Annotated in this window: 18 protein-coding genes; 10 read left to right on the top strand and 8 right to left on the bottom strand. The window is 69.5% G+C overall.

The genetic code is table 11. The features are described 5' to 3' along the window. Positions 1-43: 43 nt before the first annotated feature. Entirely contained in the window at positions 44-733 is a 690-nt protein-coding gene (ftsR, locus tag ACQUSX_RS00285; protein WP_428904984.1) for a transcriptional regulator FtsR, read from the bottom strand. Further along, the gene (locus ACQUSX_RS00280; RefSeq protein WP_428904983.1) at positions 733-1,209 is read right to left on the bottom strand and encodes an FHA domain-containing protein; all 477 of its coding nucleotides are present in this window, start codon (positions 1,207-1,209) and stop codon (positions 733-735) included. Before ACQUSX_RS00280 ends, ftsR begins: the two co-directional genes overlap by 1 nt. Before the next feature lie 128 nt (positions 1,210-1,337). Between ACQUSX_RS00280 and lpdA the strand changes: the two genes are divergently transcribed. Next, positions 1,338-2,735: a dihydrolipoyl dehydrogenase gene (gene lpdA, locus ACQUSX_RS00275; protein WP_428904982.1), complete on the top strand. Its 1,398-nt coding sequence runs from the start codon at positions 1,338-1,340 to the stop codon at positions 2,733-2,735. A gap of 55 nt (positions 2,736-2,790) precedes the next feature. Here lpdA and ACQUSX_RS00270 read toward each other — a convergent pair whose 3' ends face one another. The 6 genes from ACQUSX_RS00270 to ACQUSX_RS00245 all read right to left on the bottom strand — a co-directional run bounded on the left by ACQUSX_RS00270 (position 2,791) and on the right by ACQUSX_RS00245 (position 7,201). Continuing rightward, entirely contained in the window at positions 2,791-3,945 is a 1,155-nt protein-coding gene (locus ACQUSX_RS00270) for an FAD-dependent oxidoreductase (RefSeq protein WP_428904981.1), read from the bottom strand. Continuing rightward, on the bottom strand, positions 3,932-4,654 hold the full coding sequence (locus tag ACQUSX_RS00265; protein ID WP_428904980.1) for a methyltransferase domain-containing protein: 723 nt from the start codon (positions 4,652-4,654) through the stop codon (positions 3,932-3,934). The genes ACQUSX_RS00270 and ACQUSX_RS00265 overlap by 14 nt, the downstream gene beginning before the upstream one ends. Continuing rightward, positions 4,651-5,808 carry a type III polyketide synthase gene (locus ACQUSX_RS00260; RefSeq protein WP_428904979.1) on the bottom strand — a complete coding sequence of 386 codons (1,158 nt, stop codon included), beginning with the start codon at positions 5,806-5,808 and terminating at the stop codon, positions 4,651-4,653. The genes ACQUSX_RS00265 and ACQUSX_RS00260 overlap by 4 nt, the downstream gene beginning before the upstream one ends. Positions 5,809-5,885: 77 nt before the next feature. Continuing rightward, the gene (locus ACQUSX_RS00255; protein ID WP_428904978.1) at positions 5,886-6,503 is read right to left on the bottom strand and encodes a CYTH domain-containing protein; all 618 of its coding nucleotides are present in this window, start codon (positions 6,501-6,503) and stop codon (positions 5,886-5,888) included. After that, on the bottom strand, positions 6,493-6,708 hold the full coding sequence (locus ACQUSX_RS00250; RefSeq protein WP_428904977.1) for a response regulator: 216 nt from the start codon (positions 6,706-6,708) through the stop codon (positions 6,493-6,495). Before ACQUSX_RS00250 ends, ACQUSX_RS00255 begins: the two co-directional genes overlap by 11 nt. Positions 6,709-6,712: 4 nt before the next feature. Continuing rightward, entirely contained in the window at positions 6,713-7,201 is a 489-nt protein-coding gene (locus ACQUSX_RS00245; RefSeq protein WP_428904976.1) for a prepilin peptidase, read from the bottom strand. Positions 7,202-7,326: 125 nt separating this feature from the next. Here ACQUSX_RS00245 and ACQUSX_RS00240 point away from each other — a divergent pair, with 125 nt between their 5' ends. The 9 genes from ACQUSX_RS00240 to hydA all read left to right on the top strand — a co-directional run bounded on the left by ACQUSX_RS00240 (position 7,327) and on the right by hydA (position 20,422). After that, positions 7,327-8,040, top strand: a complete 714-nt coding sequence (locus ACQUSX_RS00240) for a hypothetical protein (protein ID WP_428904975.1) — start codon at positions 7,327-7,329, stop codon at positions 8,038-8,040. Then, complete coding sequence (locus ACQUSX_RS00235; RefSeq protein WP_428904974.1) at positions 8,040-9,617, top strand: DNA polymerase Y family protein; 1,578 nt, start codon at positions 8,040-8,042, stop codon at positions 9,615-9,617. The genes ACQUSX_RS00240 and ACQUSX_RS00235 overlap by 1 nt, the downstream gene beginning before the upstream one ends. Next, positions 9,617-13,048 (top strand): error-prone DNA polymerase, encoded by a 3,432-nt coding sequence (locus ACQUSX_RS00230; protein ID WP_428904973.1) that lies wholly within the window; start codon positions 9,617-9,619, stop codon positions 13,046-13,048. The genes ACQUSX_RS00235 and ACQUSX_RS00230 overlap by 1 nt, the downstream gene beginning before the upstream one ends. 155 nt (positions 13,049-13,203) lie before the next feature. Beyond that, positions 13,204-15,399, top strand: a complete 2,196-nt coding sequence (locus ACQUSX_RS00225; protein WP_428907559.1) for an MMPL family transporter — start codon at positions 13,204-13,206, stop codon at positions 15,397-15,399. Next, on the top strand, positions 15,396-15,830 hold the full coding sequence (locus tag ACQUSX_RS00220; protein ID WP_428904972.1) for a pyridoxamine 5'-phosphate oxidase family protein: 435 nt from the start codon (positions 15,396-15,398) through the stop codon (positions 15,828-15,830). The genes ACQUSX_RS00225 and ACQUSX_RS00220 overlap by 4 nt, the downstream gene beginning before the upstream one ends. A 26-nt stretch (positions 15,831-15,856) precedes the next feature. Further along, the gene (locus ACQUSX_RS00215) at positions 15,857-17,320 is read left to right on the top strand and encodes a SulP family inorganic anion transporter (RefSeq protein WP_428904971.1); all 1,464 of its coding nucleotides are present in this window, start codon (positions 15,857-15,859) and stop codon (positions 17,318-17,320) included. Between the two features lie 22 nt (positions 17,321-17,342). Continuing rightward, entirely contained in the window at positions 17,343-18,050 is a 708-nt protein-coding gene (locus tag ACQUSX_RS00210) for an NADPH-dependent F420 reductase (RefSeq protein ID WP_428904970.1), read from the top strand. 90 nt (positions 18,051-18,140) lie between these two features. Beyond that, on the top strand, positions 18,141-18,989 hold the full coding sequence (locus ACQUSX_RS00205; protein WP_428904969.1) for a nitrilase-related carbon-nitrogen hydrolase: 849 nt from the start codon (positions 18,141-18,143) through the stop codon (positions 18,987-18,989). Further along, positions 18,986-20,422: a dihydropyrimidinase gene (hydA, locus tag ACQUSX_RS00200; RefSeq protein ID WP_428904968.1), complete on the top strand. Its 1,437-nt coding sequence runs from the start codon at positions 18,986-18,988 to the stop codon at positions 20,420-20,422. The genes ACQUSX_RS00205 and hydA overlap by 4 nt, the downstream gene beginning before the upstream one ends. Position 20,423: the final 1 nt, after the last annotated feature.

Genomic DNA, 20,423 nt, shown 5'->3' with positions numbered 1-20,423 from the left:
AATCACATCCGACTCACCGCGAAGGTGTGTCGCAACCGGTTCGTTACGAAAGCACTCGCTCGATCGACTGCTTCACCAGCAGGCGCCGCACCTCGTCGATGCGCGTGGCCAGCTCTGGTGCGAGCTCGGCCGCGCGCTCGCGCGATGCGGCATCCGTGCGGCGCAGCAGGGTCGACAGCGCGGACTCGATCAGCGCCGCCTCTCGCTCTGCGTTCTGCCGCATGCTGCGCAGATGGCGCGGCTCGATGCCGTGCCGTGCGAGCGTGACGAGTCCCGACAGCAGCGACGAGACGTGCTCGGGATAGGCATCGGATGCGTTGATGAGACCAGCGCTGATCGCGTCGTTGAGCAGCTGCGGGGTGGCACCGGTGCGCAGCAGCAGCTCGTCACGGCGGTGGCGACGTGCCGGCGGCGAGATCGAGGGCGGAGCGACCACGCTCCATCCCTCCCCCTTCGCCTCAGCTTCGTCGAGCTGCTCGCGGATGACGCTGAGCGGCAGGTAGTGATCGCGCTGCAGAGTCAGCGCTGCGCGCAGCCGCTCCACATCCGACGATGAGAACTTGCGGTACCCGGACTCGGTGCGCGACGGCGTGACGATGCCCTGGACCTCGAGGAAGCGCAGCTTGCTCGAGGTGAGCTGGGGGAACTCCGGGGTGAGTCGGGCCAGGACCTGGCCGATGCTGAGAAGACCCGCCGGCGCAGAGCGCTCTCTGGCGGCGCCGGCCGCCGCCATCAGTTGTTCGCCGCGAGATCGGTCGGGGACGCGAAGAAGTTCATCCGGAACTTGCCGACGCGCAGTTCGTAGCCGTTGGCCAGCTCGGAGCGGTCGACGCGCTCACCGTTGACGTAGGTGCCGTTCAGCGAGCGCTGGTCGATGATCTCGAACACCGAGCCGGTGCGGGTGATCTCGGCGTGACGACGCGAGACCGTCACGTCGTCGAAGAAGATGTCTGCCTCGGGGTGCCGGCCTACCGTGGTGACGTCGGCATCGAGCAGGTAGCGCGCACCGGCCAGAGCTCCTGCGCGCACCAGCAGGATCGCGGAGCCCGCCGGCAGTGCGGCGATCGCGGCGGCCTCGACCTCGGTGAGATCGGCCCCGAAGGGCACGAAAGAGAGGTCCGACTCGTGGCCGAACGTCTGCGTCACATCGTGGCGCTGCTCGCCGCTGCGGTGAATCGCGCCTCCGGCGCCGTTCGTGTCGTCTGTCACGGTGCTCCCTCCTCCGGCACTCCAGCCTATCGGATGCGGTCGGTCGCACGGGAGGCCGATATCGATCTTCTCGGCATCCTGGCACCCGACGGGGAGACCCTGTGCGGCGCAGGCGATAGGCTGAATCCATGCCACATTACGATGTCGTCATCCTCGGTGCGGGCCCTGGCGGATACGTCGCCGCCGTCCGCAGCGCTCAGCTCGGACTGTCCACCGCGATCATCGAGGAGAAGTACTGGGGCGGTGTGTGTCTGAACGTCGGATGCATCCCCTCCAAGGCTCTCCTGAAGAACGCCGAGCTCGCGCACACGCTGAAGCACAAGGCCGACTTCTTCGGCATCTCCGGCGAGGTCACCATGGACTTCGGCCGCGCCTGGGACCGCTCGCGCGAGGTCGCGGACGGCCGCGTCAAGGGCATCCACTTCCTGATGAAGAAGAACAAGGTGACCGAGTACAACGGTCGCGGCACCTTCACCGGCCCGAAGGCCATCTCGGTCGCGAAGGCCGACGGCCAGGTCGAAGAGGTCACGTTCGACAACGTCATCATCGCCACCGGCTCGAAGGTGCGCCTGCTGCCGGGGGTGACCCTGAGCGAGAACGTCGTCACCTACGAGGAGCAGATCCTCTCGCGCGAGCTGCCCGAGTCGATCGTCATCGTCGGCGCCGGAGCGATCGGCATGGAGTTCGCCTACGTGCTGACGAACTACGGCGTGAAGGTCACCATCATCGAGTTCCTCGACCGCGCACTCCCCAACGAGGATGCGGACGTGTCGAAGGAGATCACCAAGCAGTACAAGAACTACGGCGTCGACATCCTCACCTCGACCAAGGTCGAGACGGTCGTCGACAACGGCTCCTCGGTCACGGTCACCTACACCGGCAAGGACGGCAACAAGGCGTCGATCGAGGCCGGCAAGGTGCTCATGTCGGTCGGCTTCGCCCCGAACGTCGAAGGCTTCGGTCTCGACAAGACCGGTGTGAAGCTCACCGAGCGCGGCGCGATCGAGATCGACGACCACATGAAGACCAACGTCGACGGCATCTACGCGATCGGCGACGTCACGATGAAGCTGCAGCTCGCGCACGTCGCCGAGGCGCAGGGCGTCGTGGCGGCCGAGACCATCGGTGGCGCCGAGACGCAGACGCTGGGCGATTACCGCATGATGCCGCGCGCGACCTTCTGCTCGCCGCAGGTGGCCTCGTTCGGTCTCACCGAGCAGCAGGCCAAGGACGAAGGGCACGACGTCAAGGTCGTCACCTTCCCGTTCATGGCCAACGGCAAGGCGCACGGATTGGGCGAGCCGGTCGGCTTCGTCAAGATGATCGCGGACACCGAGCACCTCGAGCTGCTCGGCGCGCACATGATCGGCCCGGATGTGTCCGAGCTTCTGCCCGAGCTGACTCTCGCGCAGAAGTGGGACCTCACGGCTCTGGAGCTGGCGCGCAACGTGCACACGCACCCGACGCTGTCGGAGGCACTGCAGGAGGGCTTCCACGGCCTCGCAGGGCACATGATCAACTTCTGACATACCTGAACGATGAAGGTCCGATGCGCGCGCAGCGCCTCGGACCTTCGTCGTCTCAGATCCCGCGCATGGTGATCAGGCCGGCGGCGGACCCGCGCAGCGGTGCGAGACCGAGAACCCGGATGACCGCGTTGCGCGCGTGCAGCGGCAGCCCGTGCGACGGGCGTCCCATCGACATGTAGAAGCGCGACCGTCGCTGTGCCGCTGACGCTGCACGCCGCGTGCGCCCCTCGATCCCCCTGAGGTCCGCACGGCCGCCGCGCAGCATCCGATCGATCGCCGACGCGACCCGCAGCGCATCCGACCACCCGAGATTCATGCCCTGCCCGCCGATCGGGCTGACCTCGTGGGCGGCATCGCCGAGCAGGATGACCCGTCCCTGGACCGTCCGCGCGGCCAGATGCTGCCGAGCCCGGAAGGCGACGGGTCGTTCGCCGTCCGGGATGTCCGGTGTGATCCCGGTGCGCGCGCGGATCGCATCCCGGAACATCTCAGCTGCAGGCGCGCTCCGATCGCGTTCCTCCCGGCCGTCCAGCGCCACCCAGCGCCGTCTTCCGCCCGGCAGCGGGAAGGACTCGACGAGCCCGCCAGGTGCGCAATGCAGCTGCGCCCGCGCGCCACCGGACGCGTCCGGAACATCGATCATCAGATACCGCGCCGTGCCGGCTCGCGCGCGCCATCCGATGCCCAGGGAATCGCGGATGCCGCTGCGCACCCCGTCCGCCGCCACGACGACCGACGCAGTGAGCTCGCGCTGCGCGCTCACCATGTCGGGACCTGACGCGTCGTCGACCGCGACCGTGAGGTGAACGCGGTCGTCGTCGGGTCGGATGCCGCGCACCGTGTGCCCGCGGCGGAGGGCATCCCCGCTGAGCTCCGCCAGCCGCCCCCTCAGCAGCGCATCCGTCCGATCCTGCGGCAGGATCAGCACCCGCCGCGCCGGCGGGAAGTCCAGCGAGGCGAGCGTCCGCCCGTCGCAGAGCACCTCTCCGCCGTCCAGCTGCAGGCCCTGCGCCCGTGCCCGCTCCCCCAGGCCGACGGCATCCAGCGTCTGCAGGCCGGGCGGGTGGATGCCGATCGCCCTGGATCGGTCATCGACGTCGAGCCGCCGTTCGCAGACGACGACGTCGATCCCCTCCTGCGCGAGCAGGCACGCCAGCAGCAGCCCGACCGGCCCCGCCCCGACGATGACGACGTCATGGTCGGACACGACGGCCCTCCCATCGCAGCTGCAGACGCGCCGGCATCCGCGTGCGCACGGTCCATCCCTCCGGTGCGAGCGCCGCCAGTTCGCTCGCCGTGTACGAACGTCGAATGCTGGTCAGCCCGTCCTCCCGGATGAACGAGCCGGACAGGAGGTTCCTCGAGAACGGCAGCGTACCCGCGGCGAACAGCCGATAGGCGGCGGCGCTGCGCGCGATGTCGTGGTGGGCGACGAGCCCCGTGGCCGGCACCAGGCTGCGCGAATCCGTCAGGAATCGGGGCAGCTCCGCCGAATCGAGGTGATGCAGCAGGTGGTTCGAGAGCACGATGTCGAAGACCTCGCCGGCCGTGACGAGATCCCCGAGAAGCGCGCAGCGGTAGGTCACATCGCCCTGCTCGTCATGATCGACCGCCCACCGGATCGCGCGCTCGTCGGCATCCAATGCGGTGATCTCACCCGCCACGCCGTCGCGTCGCATCCATCCGGCGAGGGCGCGCGGAAGGTCTCCCCCGCCTGCTCCCACGTCGAGGATGCGCAGCGGGCGCTTCATCGCGCGCGGGCGGATGTCCTGCCGATACGCCTGGTGCCATCGCGTCACCACGGCGTTGATCAGCTCGAACTGCTCGTACGTGCGCGCGAGCATTCCGGCATCCGCGTTCGAGTCGTCCATCAGCTCGCGCGCGTCGACGGCGCGCGCCGACAGATCGGGCGTCATCTCTCCCCGCCCGCGATGACCGTCATCAGGGCGCTCTCGGCGGTCAGACCGGGCCCGAACGCCATCGCCGCCACGCGCTCGCCCTCACGTGCGCCGGCCTGCTCCAGGATCCGGCGCATGACGAACAGCACTGTGGCGCTGGACATGTTCCCGTACTCGCGCAGGGTCTCTCGGGCGGGAATCAGCTGGTCGTCGCTGAGGTGCAGCCGCTCCTGGACCTTGTCGAGGATGCTCCGTCCGCCGGGATGGATCGCCCAGTGCGCGACCTGCGCACCGATCGTCCCGTCGTCGAACGCCGCAGCCATGCCCTCCGATTCCGTGAACAGCGGTCGCAGCGCCGTCTGGATGCTGTCGCCGATGATCTGCGGGACGGCGGTCGAGAGGATCATCTCGAAGCCCTCGTCCCCGATCGTCCAGGCCATGTCCTGCTCTCCCTCGGTGGCCAGCGCCGTGTGGAAGCCGTCGAGTGCCAGCGCGGGCGTCTCGGCGGGGCGCGGACGCGCGGTCACCAGGCCGGCCGCCGCGCCGTCGGCGAACAGCGAGGAGGCGACGATCATGTCCGGATCCTCCGAGGAGCGCAGGTGCAGCGTGCACAGTTCGACGCTGACGACGAGGACGACGGCTTCCGGGTCGGCTTCGCAGAACTGAGCCGCGGCGCGCAGCGCCGGCATCGAGGCGTAGCAGCCCATGAAGCCGAGGTGATAGCGCTGCACGCTGTCGGCGAGTTCGAGCGCTCGCACGATGGCGTAGTCGGGGCCCGGCGCGTGGAATCCGGTGCAGGAGACCGTGATCACGTGCGTGATGTCTGCGGCGTCGAGCTCGGGATCGGCATCGATCGCGCGCCGCGCCGCCTCGACGAACAGCTTCGTCGCCTCGCGGACGTAGAGCTCGTTGCGCGTCTTCGTGCCCGGCGAGAGAAGAAGCCCCGATGCGCTGTCGAAGAAGTTCGGCGAGTCGGATGCCGCATGGGTGAGCTCGCCGAGCACCGTGTAGCGGGTGTCGATGCCGGAGCCGTTGAAGGATGCGCTCACGATCCGCTTCGCGAGGCGTCCCAGATCAGGCTGTGCGGCGAAGACGTCTCGCACGTCGTCCTGGGTCAGCTCCGTGTCGGGGACGATCGTCTGCAGGGAGCGGAGGTGCGCGCGAGGGGTCATCGCCCCACTGAATCACGCCGACGCGCGGTGAGAAAGGGCTTGCGCGCTGCCGTCTTGTCCGGGTACGCCTCGCGCTGTCAGAAGCCGAGGGCGCGCGCGAGCTTCGAGCCGGACGACGGCGCTCGTCCACCGGATGCCAGAATCGCCCGCTCCACGGCGGCGAAGAACGCCTCGCGTGCGACCGCGTCCGAGGGGGCTGCCGGACCCAGCTCCACCTCCCACTCCCGCCACCCGCGGCGGGTACCGGTGCGCAGGTCGGTGGCGCGCACGCGGTCGTCGACGAACTCGGCGATCACACCTCCTTCGCCGCTCAGCAGATACGCGGTGCGGAGGTTCTCGATGCGCGCCAGCGGCATCAGGTCGGCGTCGGTCCACTGCGAGATGACGGCCGACACGGCATCCGGCATCCGTCCGTCCTCATCCAGCGGCCAGCCGAGCTCGAGGCGACCATCGCCCTGACGCGGGCCCTTGATGTGCCAGCCGGCGTCCGGCCCGCCGGTGCGGCGCCGCAGGGCGACGCCGTGGCGCGCCAGGGTGCTGTCGGCGGTGTCGAAGTACCTGGCATCCAGTTCGCGCACCTCGCCGGCGCTCACCGCGCTCACTCCGGGCACCTCATCCCAGATCGGCAGCGCCGTGTCGGCGTCGGCGTCGTACTTGCGCTCGACCTCGAAGGTGCGGTGCGGCTCAGTCGTCACTGGGGTTGATGTCGTCGCCGGCCTCGACGAACCAGAAGGCGACCTCGGTGGGACCGTCGCTGGCGCCCGTGTTGCTCGCCTCGCCCTCGCGTCGGTACGTCACCTGCGTCTCGCTGTAGGGGACGATCAGGGACTGCCTCTCGACGTCGTCGAGCGGAATGATCTGCCCGTCGAGCGGGCCGCCGTGAAGTCGCGCAAGTGCCATGTGCTCACCATAGTCCGGTGTAGCGGGTCAGGGCGATCGCGAGGGCCGCGCCGATGATCATCCAGGGGCCGAAGGCGATGCGGGTGCTCCTGTCCGCCCGGCGCAGCAGCATGAGCACGAGCGCGTAGAGCGCGCCGAGCAGGAAGGCCGCGGCCGCACCGAGCACGAGGGTCTGCCAGCCGTGCCAGGCGAGCACCAGGCCGATCACCGCGGCGAGCTTCACGTCTCCGCCGCCCATCCCCTGCTTCGAGGCCAGATGCATGACGGCGTAGAACGCGCCGAGCGCGAGAGCGCCGAGCAGCGATCTCAGCATCCGATCCGCCGCTCCGGTCGCGATGGCCTCGATGAGGACGAGGAGCACCAGCGCCCCCAGCGTCGGCAGCACGATGCGGTTGGGCAGCCGGTGGGTGCGGGCGTCGATGACGATCAGCCACACGCCGATCCCGAGCAGCGCGAGGTGGACGATCGCCACGGAGGCGGAGTGGAAGGACACCATCGCAGGTTAGGCGATCGGCGTCGCTTCGCGGGTCGGGCTGTGGATAACCATCGATGTCAGATGTGCGAACTAGTGTTCACAGTGGACTTGAACTATTCGAATATCTCTTCGAGGATGTATGTATGGCTGACGGAGCGTTCGCGACGCTCTCCCCCGCTGACCGGCGTGCGGGAGAGGTGCTTCGTCTGCGCCGCGAAATAGGACGCATGCAGCGGCGCCGCAGCGACGACGCCGTGCTGCCGGTGGATGCCGTGCTGCAGACCATCCTGCCGGAGCAGGGGCTGCACACCGGCACGGTCTACTCGGTGTCCCCCTCACCGAGCCTGATCTTCGCGCTGATGAGCGCCGTCTCCCGCCGCGGAAGCTGGTGTGCGGCGGTCGGCATGCCCACCCTCGGTCTCGAGGCCGCGGCGGCCTTCGGCATCGATCTGTCCCGGCTGATCCTGGTGCCGTCCCCCGGTGAGAGGTGGCTGGCGGTCGTGTCGGCTCTGGCCGAGGTGGTCCCGCTGATCGCGATGAGCCCGGGCACGGCGGTGCGCGATCAGGATGCCGCGCGGCTCGCGGCCCGGCTGCGCGATCGCGGATGCACGCTGCTGAGCACCTCGCAGTGGCCGCAGAGCGAGGGGATGATCAGCCTGCACGATCCGCACTGGGAGGGCATCGGCGAGGGCTGGGGCATGCTCTCGGATCGCACCGTGACGGTGACGGCGCAGACCCGCTCCTCACCGCGTCCGCAGAGTCTGCGCGTACGGCTGCCCGGCAGTCTGGGCGGCGTCGAGCGAGTCGCCGAGCTTCTCGAAGAGCTGCCCACCCATCCGAGCTGGGCGGTGGCCTGATGGACGCCCCGGCGCGGATGCACGTGCTGTGGTTCCCGGACTGGCCGCTGCGCGCGGTGCTGGGGTCGGCCCCGCCGCATCCGCCGACGGCTCTCGTGCACGGGAACACCGTGGTGGCCTGCACCGGATCCGCACGCGCCCTCGGCGTGCGCATCGGTCAACGACGACGGCTCGCCCAGGGCCGAGCGCCGTCGCTGCGGATGCTTCCGCATGATCCCGCTCAGGACGAGCGCGCCTTCCTCCCCGTGCTGCGGCTCATCGAGGCGCATGCCCCCGGTGTGCACCTGCTGCGCCCCGGACTCGCCGCTCTGCGCTCCCGCGGAATCTCGCGCTATCACGGCGGAGAGGCCGAGGCGGCGTCCGCGCTGCTCGCGCTGCTCGCCGAGGCGGGCTTCCCCGAGACGCGGATCGGCGTCGCCGACGGCGTGTTCACCGGCGAGCTGGCGGCGCGGACCGCACCGCCCGACGCGCCGCCCTGGTCGGTCGTGCCGTCCGGTGATTCACAGGCCTTCCTCGCTCCGCTGCCCGTGTCGGTGCTCGGCGACGAGGAGCTCGCCGACCTGCTGCGCCGGCTCGGCATCTCGACCCTCGGCGAGTTCGCCGAACTGGATGCGATCGCAGTGCGCGATCGGCTCGGCGAGCAGGGCGCCCGCCTGCTCGCGCTGGCGCGCGGCGCCGACTCCCGGCCGCTCTCGCCGCGACCGCCCGATCCCGAGCTGTCCCGCGAGGTCGAGTTCGACAGTCCGCTGGGCCAGTCGGATCAGATCGCGTTCGCCGTGCGGCAGATGGCGGATGCCGTGCTGCTCGCCCTCGCCGACGCCTCGGCCGTGTGCACCGAGGTGCGCATCGATCTCACCGACGATGACGGCGGTGTCTTCTCGCGCTCCTGGCTGCATCCGACCTGCTTCGATGCGAGTGACCTCGTCGACCGGGTGCGCTGGCAGGTCGAGACCCTCGTCGAGCGCAATCCCGCCTCGGCGGGGGCCGCCGGTCACGCAGCGGCGGATGCCGATGCCGCGCACTCCTTCCGCGGGATCATCGGGGTGCGGATCGCGCCGGTCGCGGTGGACGACGCCGCTCACCATCAGCCCGGTCTGTTCGGCTCAGGCAGCGATGAGCGGCTGCATCACGCCGTCTCGCGGGTGCAGACGCTGCTCGGGCATCGCGCCGTAGTCACCGCCGCGGTCGCCGGCGGGCGGATGCTGACCGACCGGCAGGTGCTGACGCCGTGGGGCGAGCGAGCCGTCGTCGAGCGCGACCCTTCGCAGCCCTGGCCGGGGAGCCTGCCGGGTCCGCTGCCCGCCGAGGTGTTCTCCGAGCTGCATCCGATCACGGTGACGGGGGCGGGCGGCCTTTCGGTCGATGTCGACGAGCGCGGAGAGCTCTCCTGCGCGCCCACCGTGATCGACGGCAGCGAGATCGTCGCCTGGGCCGGCCCCTGGCCCCTGCACGAGCATCGCTGGGACAGCGAGCGCGCCCGCTCCGGGCATCGCTTCCAGCTGGTGGACGCCCAGCATCGCGCCTGGCTGGCCTTCTGCACCGAGGGCAGCTGGTGGGCGGAGGGGAGGTACCGCTGATGGGCGGCTGGCACAACCCGAAGCTCTCCTGGGCGGAGCTCGAGCGCACGCTCAGCGCCCCGACGGATCCCAGCCTTCCGGCATCCGCCGAGCCCGACCCGAATCGCGTCGATCCGGGTCCGCTGAGCAGGCACCGCCCTCCCGTGGCATCCCCGCCGCGTGCGCGGCCCGAGAACGCCGTGCCGTACGCCGAGCTGCACGCGCACACCTCGTTCTCGTTCCTCGACGGCGCCTCCTCACCCGAGGAGATGCTGGCCGAGGCGGAGGCGCTCGGGCTCACAGCCCTGGCGATCACGGATCATGACGGGTTCTACGGAGCGGCGCGCTTCGCCGAGGCGGCCGAGCTCACCTCGGTGCAGACTGTGTTCGGCGCCGAGCTCTCGCTCGATCTGCCCGCACCACAATCGGGCGTGCCCGATCCGGTGGGCGATCATCTGCTCGTGCTGGCCCGCGGGGTCGAGGGCTATCACCGGCTCTCCGGCGCGATCACCCGCGCCCAGCTGCGCGGCGGCGAGAAGGGCAGGCCGCTGTACGACCTGGACGATCTGGCCTCCAGCGCCGACGGGCACTGGACGATCCTGACCGGCTGCCGGAAGGGCGGTGTGCGTCGCGGACTCGCACGGGGAGATGCCGAGACGCCGCTGCGCCGCCTGATCGACCTGTTCGGCCACGATCGGGTCAGCGTCGAGCTCATCGACCACGGCGACCCGCTCGACACCCGCCGCAACGACACGCTCGCCGAGCTCGCGCACCGGCTGGATCTGCCCGTGCTCGCCACGAACAACGTGCACTACGCCGCCCCCGAGCGGGCGGGTCTGGCCGAAGCCGTGGCGGCGGTGCGCGCCACGCGCAGCATGGACGAGCTCGACGGCTGGCTGCCGTCGCACGGCGGCGCGCATCTGCGCAGCGGAGCGGAGATGACCCGTCGCTTCCAGCGCTATCCCACAGCGCTGGAACACGGGCTGCAGCTCGCCGAGGAGTGCGCCTTCCCCCTGCGCCGGGCACGTCCGGCGCTGCCGCAGGTCCCGGTGCCGGAGGGGCGCACGACGATGAGTCACCTGCGTGCCCTGGTATGGGAGGCGGTGCCGCACCGCTACCCGAACCTCGACGACGAGGGGCGGGCGCGGATCGAGCGCGAGCTGAACGTCATCGAAGAGAAGGACTTCCCCGGCTACTTCCTCATCGTGCACGAGATCGTCGACGAGGCGAAGCGCCGTGGCATCCTCTGTCAGGGCCGTGGCTCGGCCGCGGCGAGCGCGGTCTGCTATCTGCTGGGCATCACCGCCGTCGACCCGATCCTGTACCGGCTCCCGTTCGAGCGGTTCCTCGCGACCACCCGCGAGGAGGAGCCGGACATCGATGTCGACTTCGACTCCGGTCGACGCGAGGAGATCATCCAGTGGGTGTACCAGCGGTACGGGCGCGAGCGAGCCGCCCAGGTGGCGAACGTCATCCAGTACCGGCCGAAGAACGCGGTGCGCGACATGGCGCGCGCTCTCGGGCACTCCCCCGGTCAGCAGGATGCCTGGTCGAAGCAGGTCGACGGGTGGGGCTCTGGCATCGAGGCATCCGTCGACACCGACATCCCCGCCGATGTGCTCAGCTATGCGGGTGAGCTGCTGAAGGCGCCCCGGCATCTGGGCATCCACTCCGGCGGCATGGTGCTCACCGCCCGCCCCGTCGGCGAGGTGGTGCCCGTCGAGAACGCCCGCATGGCGAATCGCACGGTGATCCAGTGGGACAAGGACGACGCGGCGTGGATGGGGCTGGTGAAGTTCGATCTGCTCGGGCTCGGGATGCTGTCAGCGCTGCAGTACAGCTTCGATCTGATCGCCGAGAGCACCGGCGAGAACTGGACGCTGCAGACGCTGCCCAAGGAGGAGCCGGCGGTGTACGACATGCTGTGCCGGGCGGATTCGATCGGGGTCTTCCAGGTGGAGTCCAGGGCGCAGATGGGCCTGCTGCCGCGACTGCAGCCACGGGAGTTCTACGAGCTGGCGATCCAGATCGCTCTCATCCGCCCCGGTCCGATCCAGGGCGGTGCCGTGCACCCCTTCGTCCGCCGCAAGCTCGGTCGCGACGAGGTCACCTACGCGCACCCTTCGCTGGAGCCGGTGCTGCGGCGCACCATGGGCATCCCGGTGTTCCAGGAGCAGCTGATCCAGATGGCGACGGTGCTCGGCGACTGCACGGCCGACGAGGCCGATCTGCTGCGCCGGGCGATGGGCTCCAAGCGGGGTCTGGAGAAGATCGAGCGCATCCAGAAGTCGCTGTACCGCGGCATGGCCGAGAAGGGTCTGGTCGGCGAGGCGGCCGACCGCATCTACGCGCAGATCCAGGCGTTCTCGCACTTCGGCTTCGCCGAGTCGCACTCGCTCTCGTTCGCCCTGCTCGTCTACGCCAGCTCGTGGGTGAAGCTGCACTATCCCGCGGCGTTTCTGGCGGGGCTGCTCCGAGCGCAGCCGATGGGGTTCTACTCGGCATCATCCCTGACCTCGGATGCCCGCAGGCACGGCGTGCGGGTGCTGCGTCCCGATCTGCACGCCTCCGCAGCGACGGATGGTCTGGAGCTCCTCGACGACGGTGGTGACGAGGGCCCTGCCGCGGGTCATGGCACCGGCCCCACCGGTCTCGACTCCTGCCTGCGCACCGATGAGACGCCGCATCCGCTCCCCTTCGACCGGAACGCGCCCGATGAGTCGGCGGCGCACCGCAGGGACGGCAGGTTCGCCGTCCGGCTCGGCCTGTCCGGCGTCCGGGGCATCGGCCTGGCGCTCGCGGAGCGCATCGTCACGGCACGGGAGCAGCACGGTCCCTTCCGCGATCTTCCCGACCTGGTGCGGCGGACGGATGCCACGGCGGCGCAGCTGGAATCGCTGGCCACCGCGGGCGCTTTCGACTGCCTGGGGATCAGCCGTCGTGAGGCGATCTGGACGGCCGGCGCGGCCGCCACCGATCGCGCCCGGTTCCTTCCGGGCACGACCATGGCCGTGCAGCCGCCGCTGTTCGCGGATCAGAGCAGTCATGAGCGCCTGGCCGCTGATCTGTGGGCCACCGGCATCTCGACCGATGACCACCCGATGGCGCACTTCCGCACGGTGCTGAGCGAGCGCGGAGTGCTGTCATCGGACCGGCTGCGCGCACACGAGGAGGGGCGGCGCATCGAGGTCGCCGGTCTCGTCACCCACCGGCAGCGTCCTGCGACGGCCGGGGGCATCACCTTCCTCAACCTCGAGGATGAGCACGGCCTGGTCAACGTGGTGTGCTCCGCCGGTGTGTGGAGCCGCTATCGCCGCGTCGCCCGCGACTCGCCCGCGCTCGTCGTCCGCGGCATTCTGGAGCGCTCGGCCGAAGGTGTCGTGAACGTGCTGGCCGATGCGTTCGAGGATCTGCGCACCGGCGTGATCCACCGCTCGCGGGACTTCCGCTGACGTCCGGTCAGCCCCCTCGTCTCCACCAGAGGTTCTGCAGCCACATCAAGCTATGAACTCGCCCTGGTCTCGCGGTGTAGCGTGGTTGCCGCGACGAGAGGACTGGCGTGACCACGAGAGCTGAGCTGCGACAGGAACACCAGCGGAAGCGGCCCCTGCTGCGCGGCATCCTCTCCGGCATCCTGATCCTGCTCTGGCTGGCCGGCGCCTCCTTCGGCGGGCCGCTGTTCGGCAAGGTCAGCGAGGTCTCCTCCAACGAGCGCACGGCGTATCTGCCCGACTCCGCGCCGGCCACCGAGGTGCAGAACGCGCTCGACGGCTTCCTCGGCTCCGACACGCTCCCCGCCGTCGTCGTCTTCGAATCAGATGCCGAGATCGATGACGCCCTGCAGCAGCAGCTCACCGAGGCGCTCGAGGATGCCACCGCCGCCGAGGGCGTGCAGGAGGACGTGTCTCCTGTCCTCGTCTCCGAAGACAGTCTGGCCGCGCAGGCGTTCGTTCCCATCGACGCGGACGCCGACATCAGTGACGTCTCGACCGCCCTCTCCGCCGACCTGAACGAGTCCATGCCGGACGGTGTCACGGTGCACATCACCGGACCTGCCGGCTTCACCGCGGATCTCGTCGCCGGATTCGCGGGCATCGACGGCATCCTGCTGCTCGTCGCGCTGCTCGCCGTGCTGGTGATCCTCGTGATCGTGTACCGGTCGCTGCTGCTTCCGGTCGTCGTGCTCAGCACGAGCCTGTTCGCGCTGTGCGTCGCGCTGCTGGTGGTGTGGTGGGCTGCGAAGTTCGACATCCTGCTGCTGAGCGGCCAGACGCAGGGCATCCTGTTCATCCTCGTGATCGGCGCGGCGACCGACTACTCGCTGCTGATGGTCGCGCGCTTCCGTGAGGAGCTGCGCAACGTCGACGACAAGTGGACGGCTCTGCGTCGCGCCTGGCTCGGCTCCTTCGAGCCGATCCTCGCCTCGGGCGGAACGGTGATCGCAGGACTCCTGTGCCTGCTGCTGAGTGACCTGAAGTCGAACAGCACCCTGGGGCCTGTGGCGTCGATCGGCATCGTGTTCGCCATGCTCGCCGCGCTCACTTTGCTGCCGGCCCTGCTCGGCCTGTTCGGGCGCGCCGCGTTCTGGCCCAAGCGGCCCGAGTTCGACCCCCAGCACGCGGCCGACGAGAACCCGCTCCACGACCCCGGCATCTGGCCGCGGCTGGCGCGCCTCATCCGCCGCCGCCCTCGGCTGATCTGGATCACCACCACGGTCGTGCTGGCGATCGCCGCACTCGGCGTGACGCAGCTCCAGGCGACCGGTGTCGCCCAATCCGATCTGGTGCTCGGCGCCTCGGAGGCGCGCGACGGACAGCAGGTGCTCGGCGAGCACTTCCCCGGCGGGTCGGGCAGCCCCGTGTATGTGCTGGTCGACGAGGCGCAGTTGGAGGACGCCGCCGACGTGCTGCTGTCGAACGATGGCATCGATGCGGTATCCGTGACGGCATCCGATTCGCCCTCCGGCACCGCTGTGATCACCGAGGACGGCGTGCAGCCGCTCGGCCCTCCCGGCACCCCGGCGCCCGAGCCCACCGTCGTCGACGGCCAGGTGCTGCTGCAGGCCACGCTTGCGGATGCTGCGGACTCCCCCGCCGCCGAGCAGACCGTCAACGATCTGCGTGCCGAACTCGACCCGATGGGCGCGCTCGTGGGCGGCGTCACGGCGACCTCGATCGACACGAACACCGCGTCGATCCACGATCGCAACCTGATCATCCCGGTGATCCTGGTGGTCATCCTGCTGATCCTGATGCTGCTGCTGCGGGCGATCCTCGCCCCGGTGCTGCTGATCCTCACCACCGTGCTGTCGTTCGGATCCGCACTCGGCGTCGCGGCGCTGCTCTTCAACGGCGTCTTCGACTTTCCCGGCGCCGATCCCGCCGTGCCGCTGTACGGCTTCGTGTTCCTGGTCGCGCTCGGCATCGACTACAACATCTTCCTGATGACGCGCGTGCGCGAGGAGTCCACGCGGCACGGCACCCGGGAGGGCATCCTGCGCGGGCTCTCGGTGACGGGCGGCGTCATCACCTCGGCCGGTCTCGTCCTCGCGGCGACGTTCGCCGCCCTGTCGGTGATCCCGATCCTGTTCCTCGTGCAGATCGCGTTCATCGTGGCATTCGGCGTCCTGCTCGACACGTTCGTGGTGCGCTCGCTGCTGGTGCCCGCGCTGAGCTACGACATCGGCCGGGCGATCTGGTGGCCGTCCAGGCTCTCGCGCGCCGAGCAGCCGCGTGCAGCATCCGATGCGAAGTCGGAGAACCCGTCGCCGGACGGGGCTGAGGCGCGTAACGTCGAAGTATGAGCATCAATGCCGCCGACCGCACCGCCGTCGCGCACTTCCTGCGGGTGTGCGGCTCCGGCGTCGTCGCGAGCGTCGCGGACGACGGCGCCCCGCAGGCCGCGTACGTCGGACTGACCGCGCTCGACGACGGCACCGTCGTCTTCGATGCCGCGATGGGCTCGCGCAAGGTCGGCAACATCGCCCACCGGCCGCGGGTCGCGATCGCCGTGACCGGCGCGGACATGACGGTGCAGCTCGAAGGCAGCGCGCGGATCACGCGGGATGAGGAGCGCCGGCGCCTCGGCGAGGAGTACTGCCGGCGCTTCCCAGGATCGCGCGCGCTGGATACCGGATTCGCCGTGCTCGCGGTGAGCGTCGACTGGGTGCGGGTGTATGACGCGGGGGTCCATCCTCCGCACGTGACGGAGGCGAGCTGGGCCGCGACCGAGTGACCCTCGCGCTCCCGTAGGGTGGATCGGTGACCGCTTCCCCCACCACCCTTCAGGCTCTGCGCAGGCCGCGACTGCTGACGACCGAGGTTCTCGCCGGCATCGTCACCACCCTGGCGCTGATCCCCGAGGTGATCTCGTTCTCGGTGATCGCCGGTGTCGACCCGAAGGTGAGCCTGATCGCCTCGGTGGTGCTCGCGATCTCGATGTCGGTCCTCGGCGGCCGGCCCGCGATGATCACCGCCGCGGCCGGCGCGGTGGCGCTGGTGGTCGCTCCTCTGGTGCGCGAGCACGGTGCCGAGTATCTGCTCCCCACCGTGATCCTCGCCGGCATCGTCCAGATCCTGTTCGGCGTCACAGGCCTCGCGCGTCTGATGCGGTTCATCCCGCGCTCGGTCATGATCGGGTTCGTCAATGCTCTCGGCATCCTGATCTTCGCCGCCCAGGTGCCGCACCTGCTCGGCGTGCCCTGGCTGGTCTACCCGCTGTTCGCCCTGACGCTGCTGATCGTGATCGGGCTGCCGCGGCTGACGAAGGCCGTGCCCGCGCCTCTCGTGGCGATCGTCGTCGTCACGGCGATCACGATGATCTTCCACGCCACCGTGCCGACCGTCGGCGACCAGGGCGCCGTCGCCGGCGGCCTTCCGGGCATCACTCCCCTGCTGGTGCCGCTGAATCTCGAGACGCTGGGCATCATCGGGCCGACGGCGCTGAGCGTCGCCTTCGTCGGGCTGATGGAGACGCTGCTCACCGCGAAACTCGTGGACGATCTCACCGACACCCGCTCGCACAAGGGCCGGGAGTCCTGGGCCCTGGGCGTGGCGAACATCCTCGCCGGTTTCTGGGGCGGCATCGCCGGCTGCGCCATGATCGGGCAGACCGTGGTCAACGTGAAGCTGGGTCGTGCGCGCACCCGCATCTCCACCTTCGTGGCCGGGCTGTTCCTGCTCACGCTCGTCACCGTTCTCAGCGACGTGATGGAGCAGATCCCGATGGTCGCGCTGGCAGCCGTGATGATGGTGGTCGCCGTGTCGACGGTGAACATGCACAGCATCCGTCCCTCCACGCTCCGGCGGATGCCGCTGTCGGAAACGGCCGTCATGGTCGTCACGGTCGCGGTCGTCGTCGCGACCGGCAACCTGGCGATCGGCGTCGGAATCGGGGTGATCCTGGCCATCGTGCTGTTCGCGCGGCGCGTCGCGCACGTGGTGAACGTGCGGCGCACGCAGGGACCGGACGGCGTCGTTTACCGGGTGCACGGTCCGCTGTTCTTCGGCAGCAGCAACGACCTGGTCGAGCAGTTCTCGTACGCCGATGATCCCGCCGACGTGACGGTCGACTTCTCGGCCGCGCAGATCTGGGATGCGTCGACGGTGGCGGCTCTCGACTCGGTGCAGACGAAGTACGCCGACCACGGCATCACTGTGCGCTTCGTCGGGCTGGATGACCGATCGTCGCGGTTCCACGGGCGCCTCAGCGGGACGCTGGGGTGACGGCGCGTCCTACGATGACGACATGAGCGCCGCGGAGAGCACGACGGAGCCCGAGATGCCAGGGATCAGAACCCTCGGCATCCTCGGCGCAGGACGCCTCGGCACCGTGCTCGCCCGCCTCGCGGCGGACGCCGGGCTGCGCGTGCTGGTGGCGTCTTCGCGGGAGCCGGCGCTGATCGCGCGCCCGATGGCCGCGATCGGCGCGGAGGCTGCGGCGTCGGCATCAGTGATCGATGCGTCGGATGCCATCGTGCTGGCGCTCCCGCTCGGGCGGCTCCAGGAGCTGCCGGCCGACGCCATGCGGGGGAAGCTCGTGATCGACGCCATGAACTACTGGTGGGGCGCCGACGGCGACCGCCCCGATCTGAATGACCCGCGCACCTCGACGAGTGAGATCGTGCAGCGGCACCTGGCGGGCTCGCACGTCGTGAAGGGCCTCGGGCACATGGGCTATCAGGACCTCGAGGACGAGGCGCGGCCGTCAGGTGCGCCGGAGCGCAAGGCGATCGCGATCGCCGGCGACGATCCCGGCGACCTGCGGACGGTGGCGCAGCTGGTCGACCTGCTGGGGTTCGATCCGGTGGTCGCGGGGCCGCTGGCATCCGGCATCATGCTCGAACCCGGCGCGGAGGCGTTCGGCGCCGACGTCGAAGCCGGCGAGCTGCGCGAGATGCTCGAGCGCTTCCCCAGCTCGCAGCGCGGCATCGTCGTGGCGAGGGCGCGCAGCTGACCTCTTGCCGCTTTCGCGACTCTGCAATAGTGTCCGGTCACAGGCCCTTTTCCGGGGCCGAACAGCCACGACGACGTGACGGAGATACCCATGACGACGGTGAAAGCGGCCATCAGCCAGACCACCTGGACCGGCGACAAGCAGTCGATGCTCGACAAGCACGAGCAGTTCGCGCGGGATGCTGCGGCGCAGGGCGCACAGGTGATGAGCTTCCAGGAGCTCTTCTACGGCCCGTACTTCGGCATCACACAGGATCAGAAGTACTACCGCTTCGCCGAGCAGGCCGACGGGCCGATCGTGCAGCGCTTCGCGTCGGTGGCGAAAGAGCTCGGCATGGTGATGGTGCTGCCGATCTACGAAGAGGCGCACACCGGGGTCTACTACAACACGTCGGTGCTGGTCGACGCCGACGGCAGTGTGCTCGGCATTTACCGGAAGAACCACCTGCCGCATCTCGAGAAGTTCTGGGAGAAGTTCTACTTCCGTCCCGGCAACCTCGGCTACCCCGTCTGGGACACGGCCGTCGGCCGCGTCGGCATGTACATCTGCTACGACCGGCACTTCCCCGAGGGCTGGCGCGAGCTCGGACTGAACGGCGCCGACATGGTGTTCAACCCGAACGCCACCAAGCCGGGGCTGAGCAACCGGCTCTGGGAGGTCGAGGGGCCCGCGGCGGCGGTCGCGAACGGCTACTTCGTGCTGCAGCCGAACCGCGTCGGACGTGAGGACAACGAGTACGGCGACGACGCGGTCACCTTCTACGGCACCAGCCAGGTGATCGATCCGCGCGGCAACTTCGTCGGCGAGCGCGGCAGCGACGCGAGCGAGGAGGTGCTGGTGCGCGAACTGGACATGGAGATGGTTCGGCAGATGCGCGACGACTGGCAGTTCTACCGAGACCGCCGACCGGACACCTACCGAGGGATCGTCGCGCCATGACCACCACACTGATCACAGGTGGCACCGTCGTCTCGGCCACCGGCCGCGGCGAGGCCGATGTGCTCATCGACGGCGAGCGCATCGTCGCGGTGCTGGAGCCGGGCTCGCAGCTGCTGGGCAGCGATCTGAAGTCGTCGGTCGACACCGTCATCGACGCATCCGGCAGGTTCGTCATCCCGGGTGGGATCGACGCGCACACGCACATGGAAATGCCGTTCGGCGGCACCGAGGCATCCGACACATTCGAGACCGGCACGCGCGCCGCGGCGTGGGGCGGCACCACGTCGATCATCGATTTCGTCGTGCAGCGGCAGGGCGAGCGGGTGCAGGACAGCCTCGCCGAGTGGCACGAGCGCGCCGGCGGCAACTGCGCTGTCGACTACGGCTTCCATCAGATCATCGGCGGCGTCGACGACGACTCGCTCGCGGCGATGCGGGGGCTGCTGGATGAGGGCGTGTCGAGTTTCAAGCTCTTCATGGCCTATCCGGGGGTGTTCTACTCGGACGACGCGCAGGTGCTGAAGGCCATGCAGGTGTCGGCTGACACCGGTCTGATGACGATGATGCATGCCGAGAACGGGCCCGCGATCGACGTGCTCGCCGAGCAGCTGGTCGCCCAGGGCAAGACCGATCCGTATTACCACGGCATCGCCCGCGCCTGGCAGATGGAGGAGGAGGCGACGCATCGGGCGATCATGCTCGCCGATGTCGCCGGTGCTCCGCTGTACGTGGTGCACGTCAGCGCGAAGCAGGCGGTGGCGCAGATCGCCACCGCACGCGACGGCGGGAAGAACGTGTTCGGGGAGACCTGCCCGCAGTACCTGTACCTGTCGCTGGAGGATCAGCTCGGCGCACGCAGCGACGAATGGGGCGAGTTCGAGGGGGCGAAGTGGGTGTGCTCCACTCCCCTGCGCTCGCGCGCAGAGGGTCACCAGGATCACATGTGGCAGGCACTGCGCACCAACGATCTGCAGATGGTCTCGACCGATCACTGTCCGTTCTGCATGAAGGATCAGAAGGAGCTCGGCCGCGGTGACTTCCGCGCCATCCCGAACGGGATGGGCTCGATCGAGCACCGCATGAACCTGATGTACCAGGGTGTGGTCGCGGGGCATCTGACGCTGGAGCGCTGGGTCGAGCTGACCAGCACGACGCCTGCGCGCATGTTCGGTCTGTATGGACGCAAGGGCGTGATCCAGCCGGGGGCGGATGCCGACATCGTCGTCTACGACCCGAACGGGCACACCTCGATCGGCATCGACAAAACCCACCACATGAACATGGACTACTCGGCGTGGGAGGGGTTCGAGGTCGACGGGCACGTCGACACCGTGATCTCGCGCGGCCGGGTCATCGTCGACGGCGGCGAGTACCGCGGACGGCCCGGCGACGGCCGGTTCGTCAAGCGCGGCCTGTCGCAGTACCTGGTGTAGG

The sequence above is a fragment of the Microbacterium alcoholitolerans genome (assembly GCF_050408615.1).
Lineage (GTDB): Bacteria > Actinomycetota > Actinomycetes > Actinomycetales > Microbacteriaceae > Microbacterium.
The sequence above is the reverse complement of the archived record's forward strand: the minus strand, read 5'-3'. Positions and strand labels throughout refer to the sequence as shown.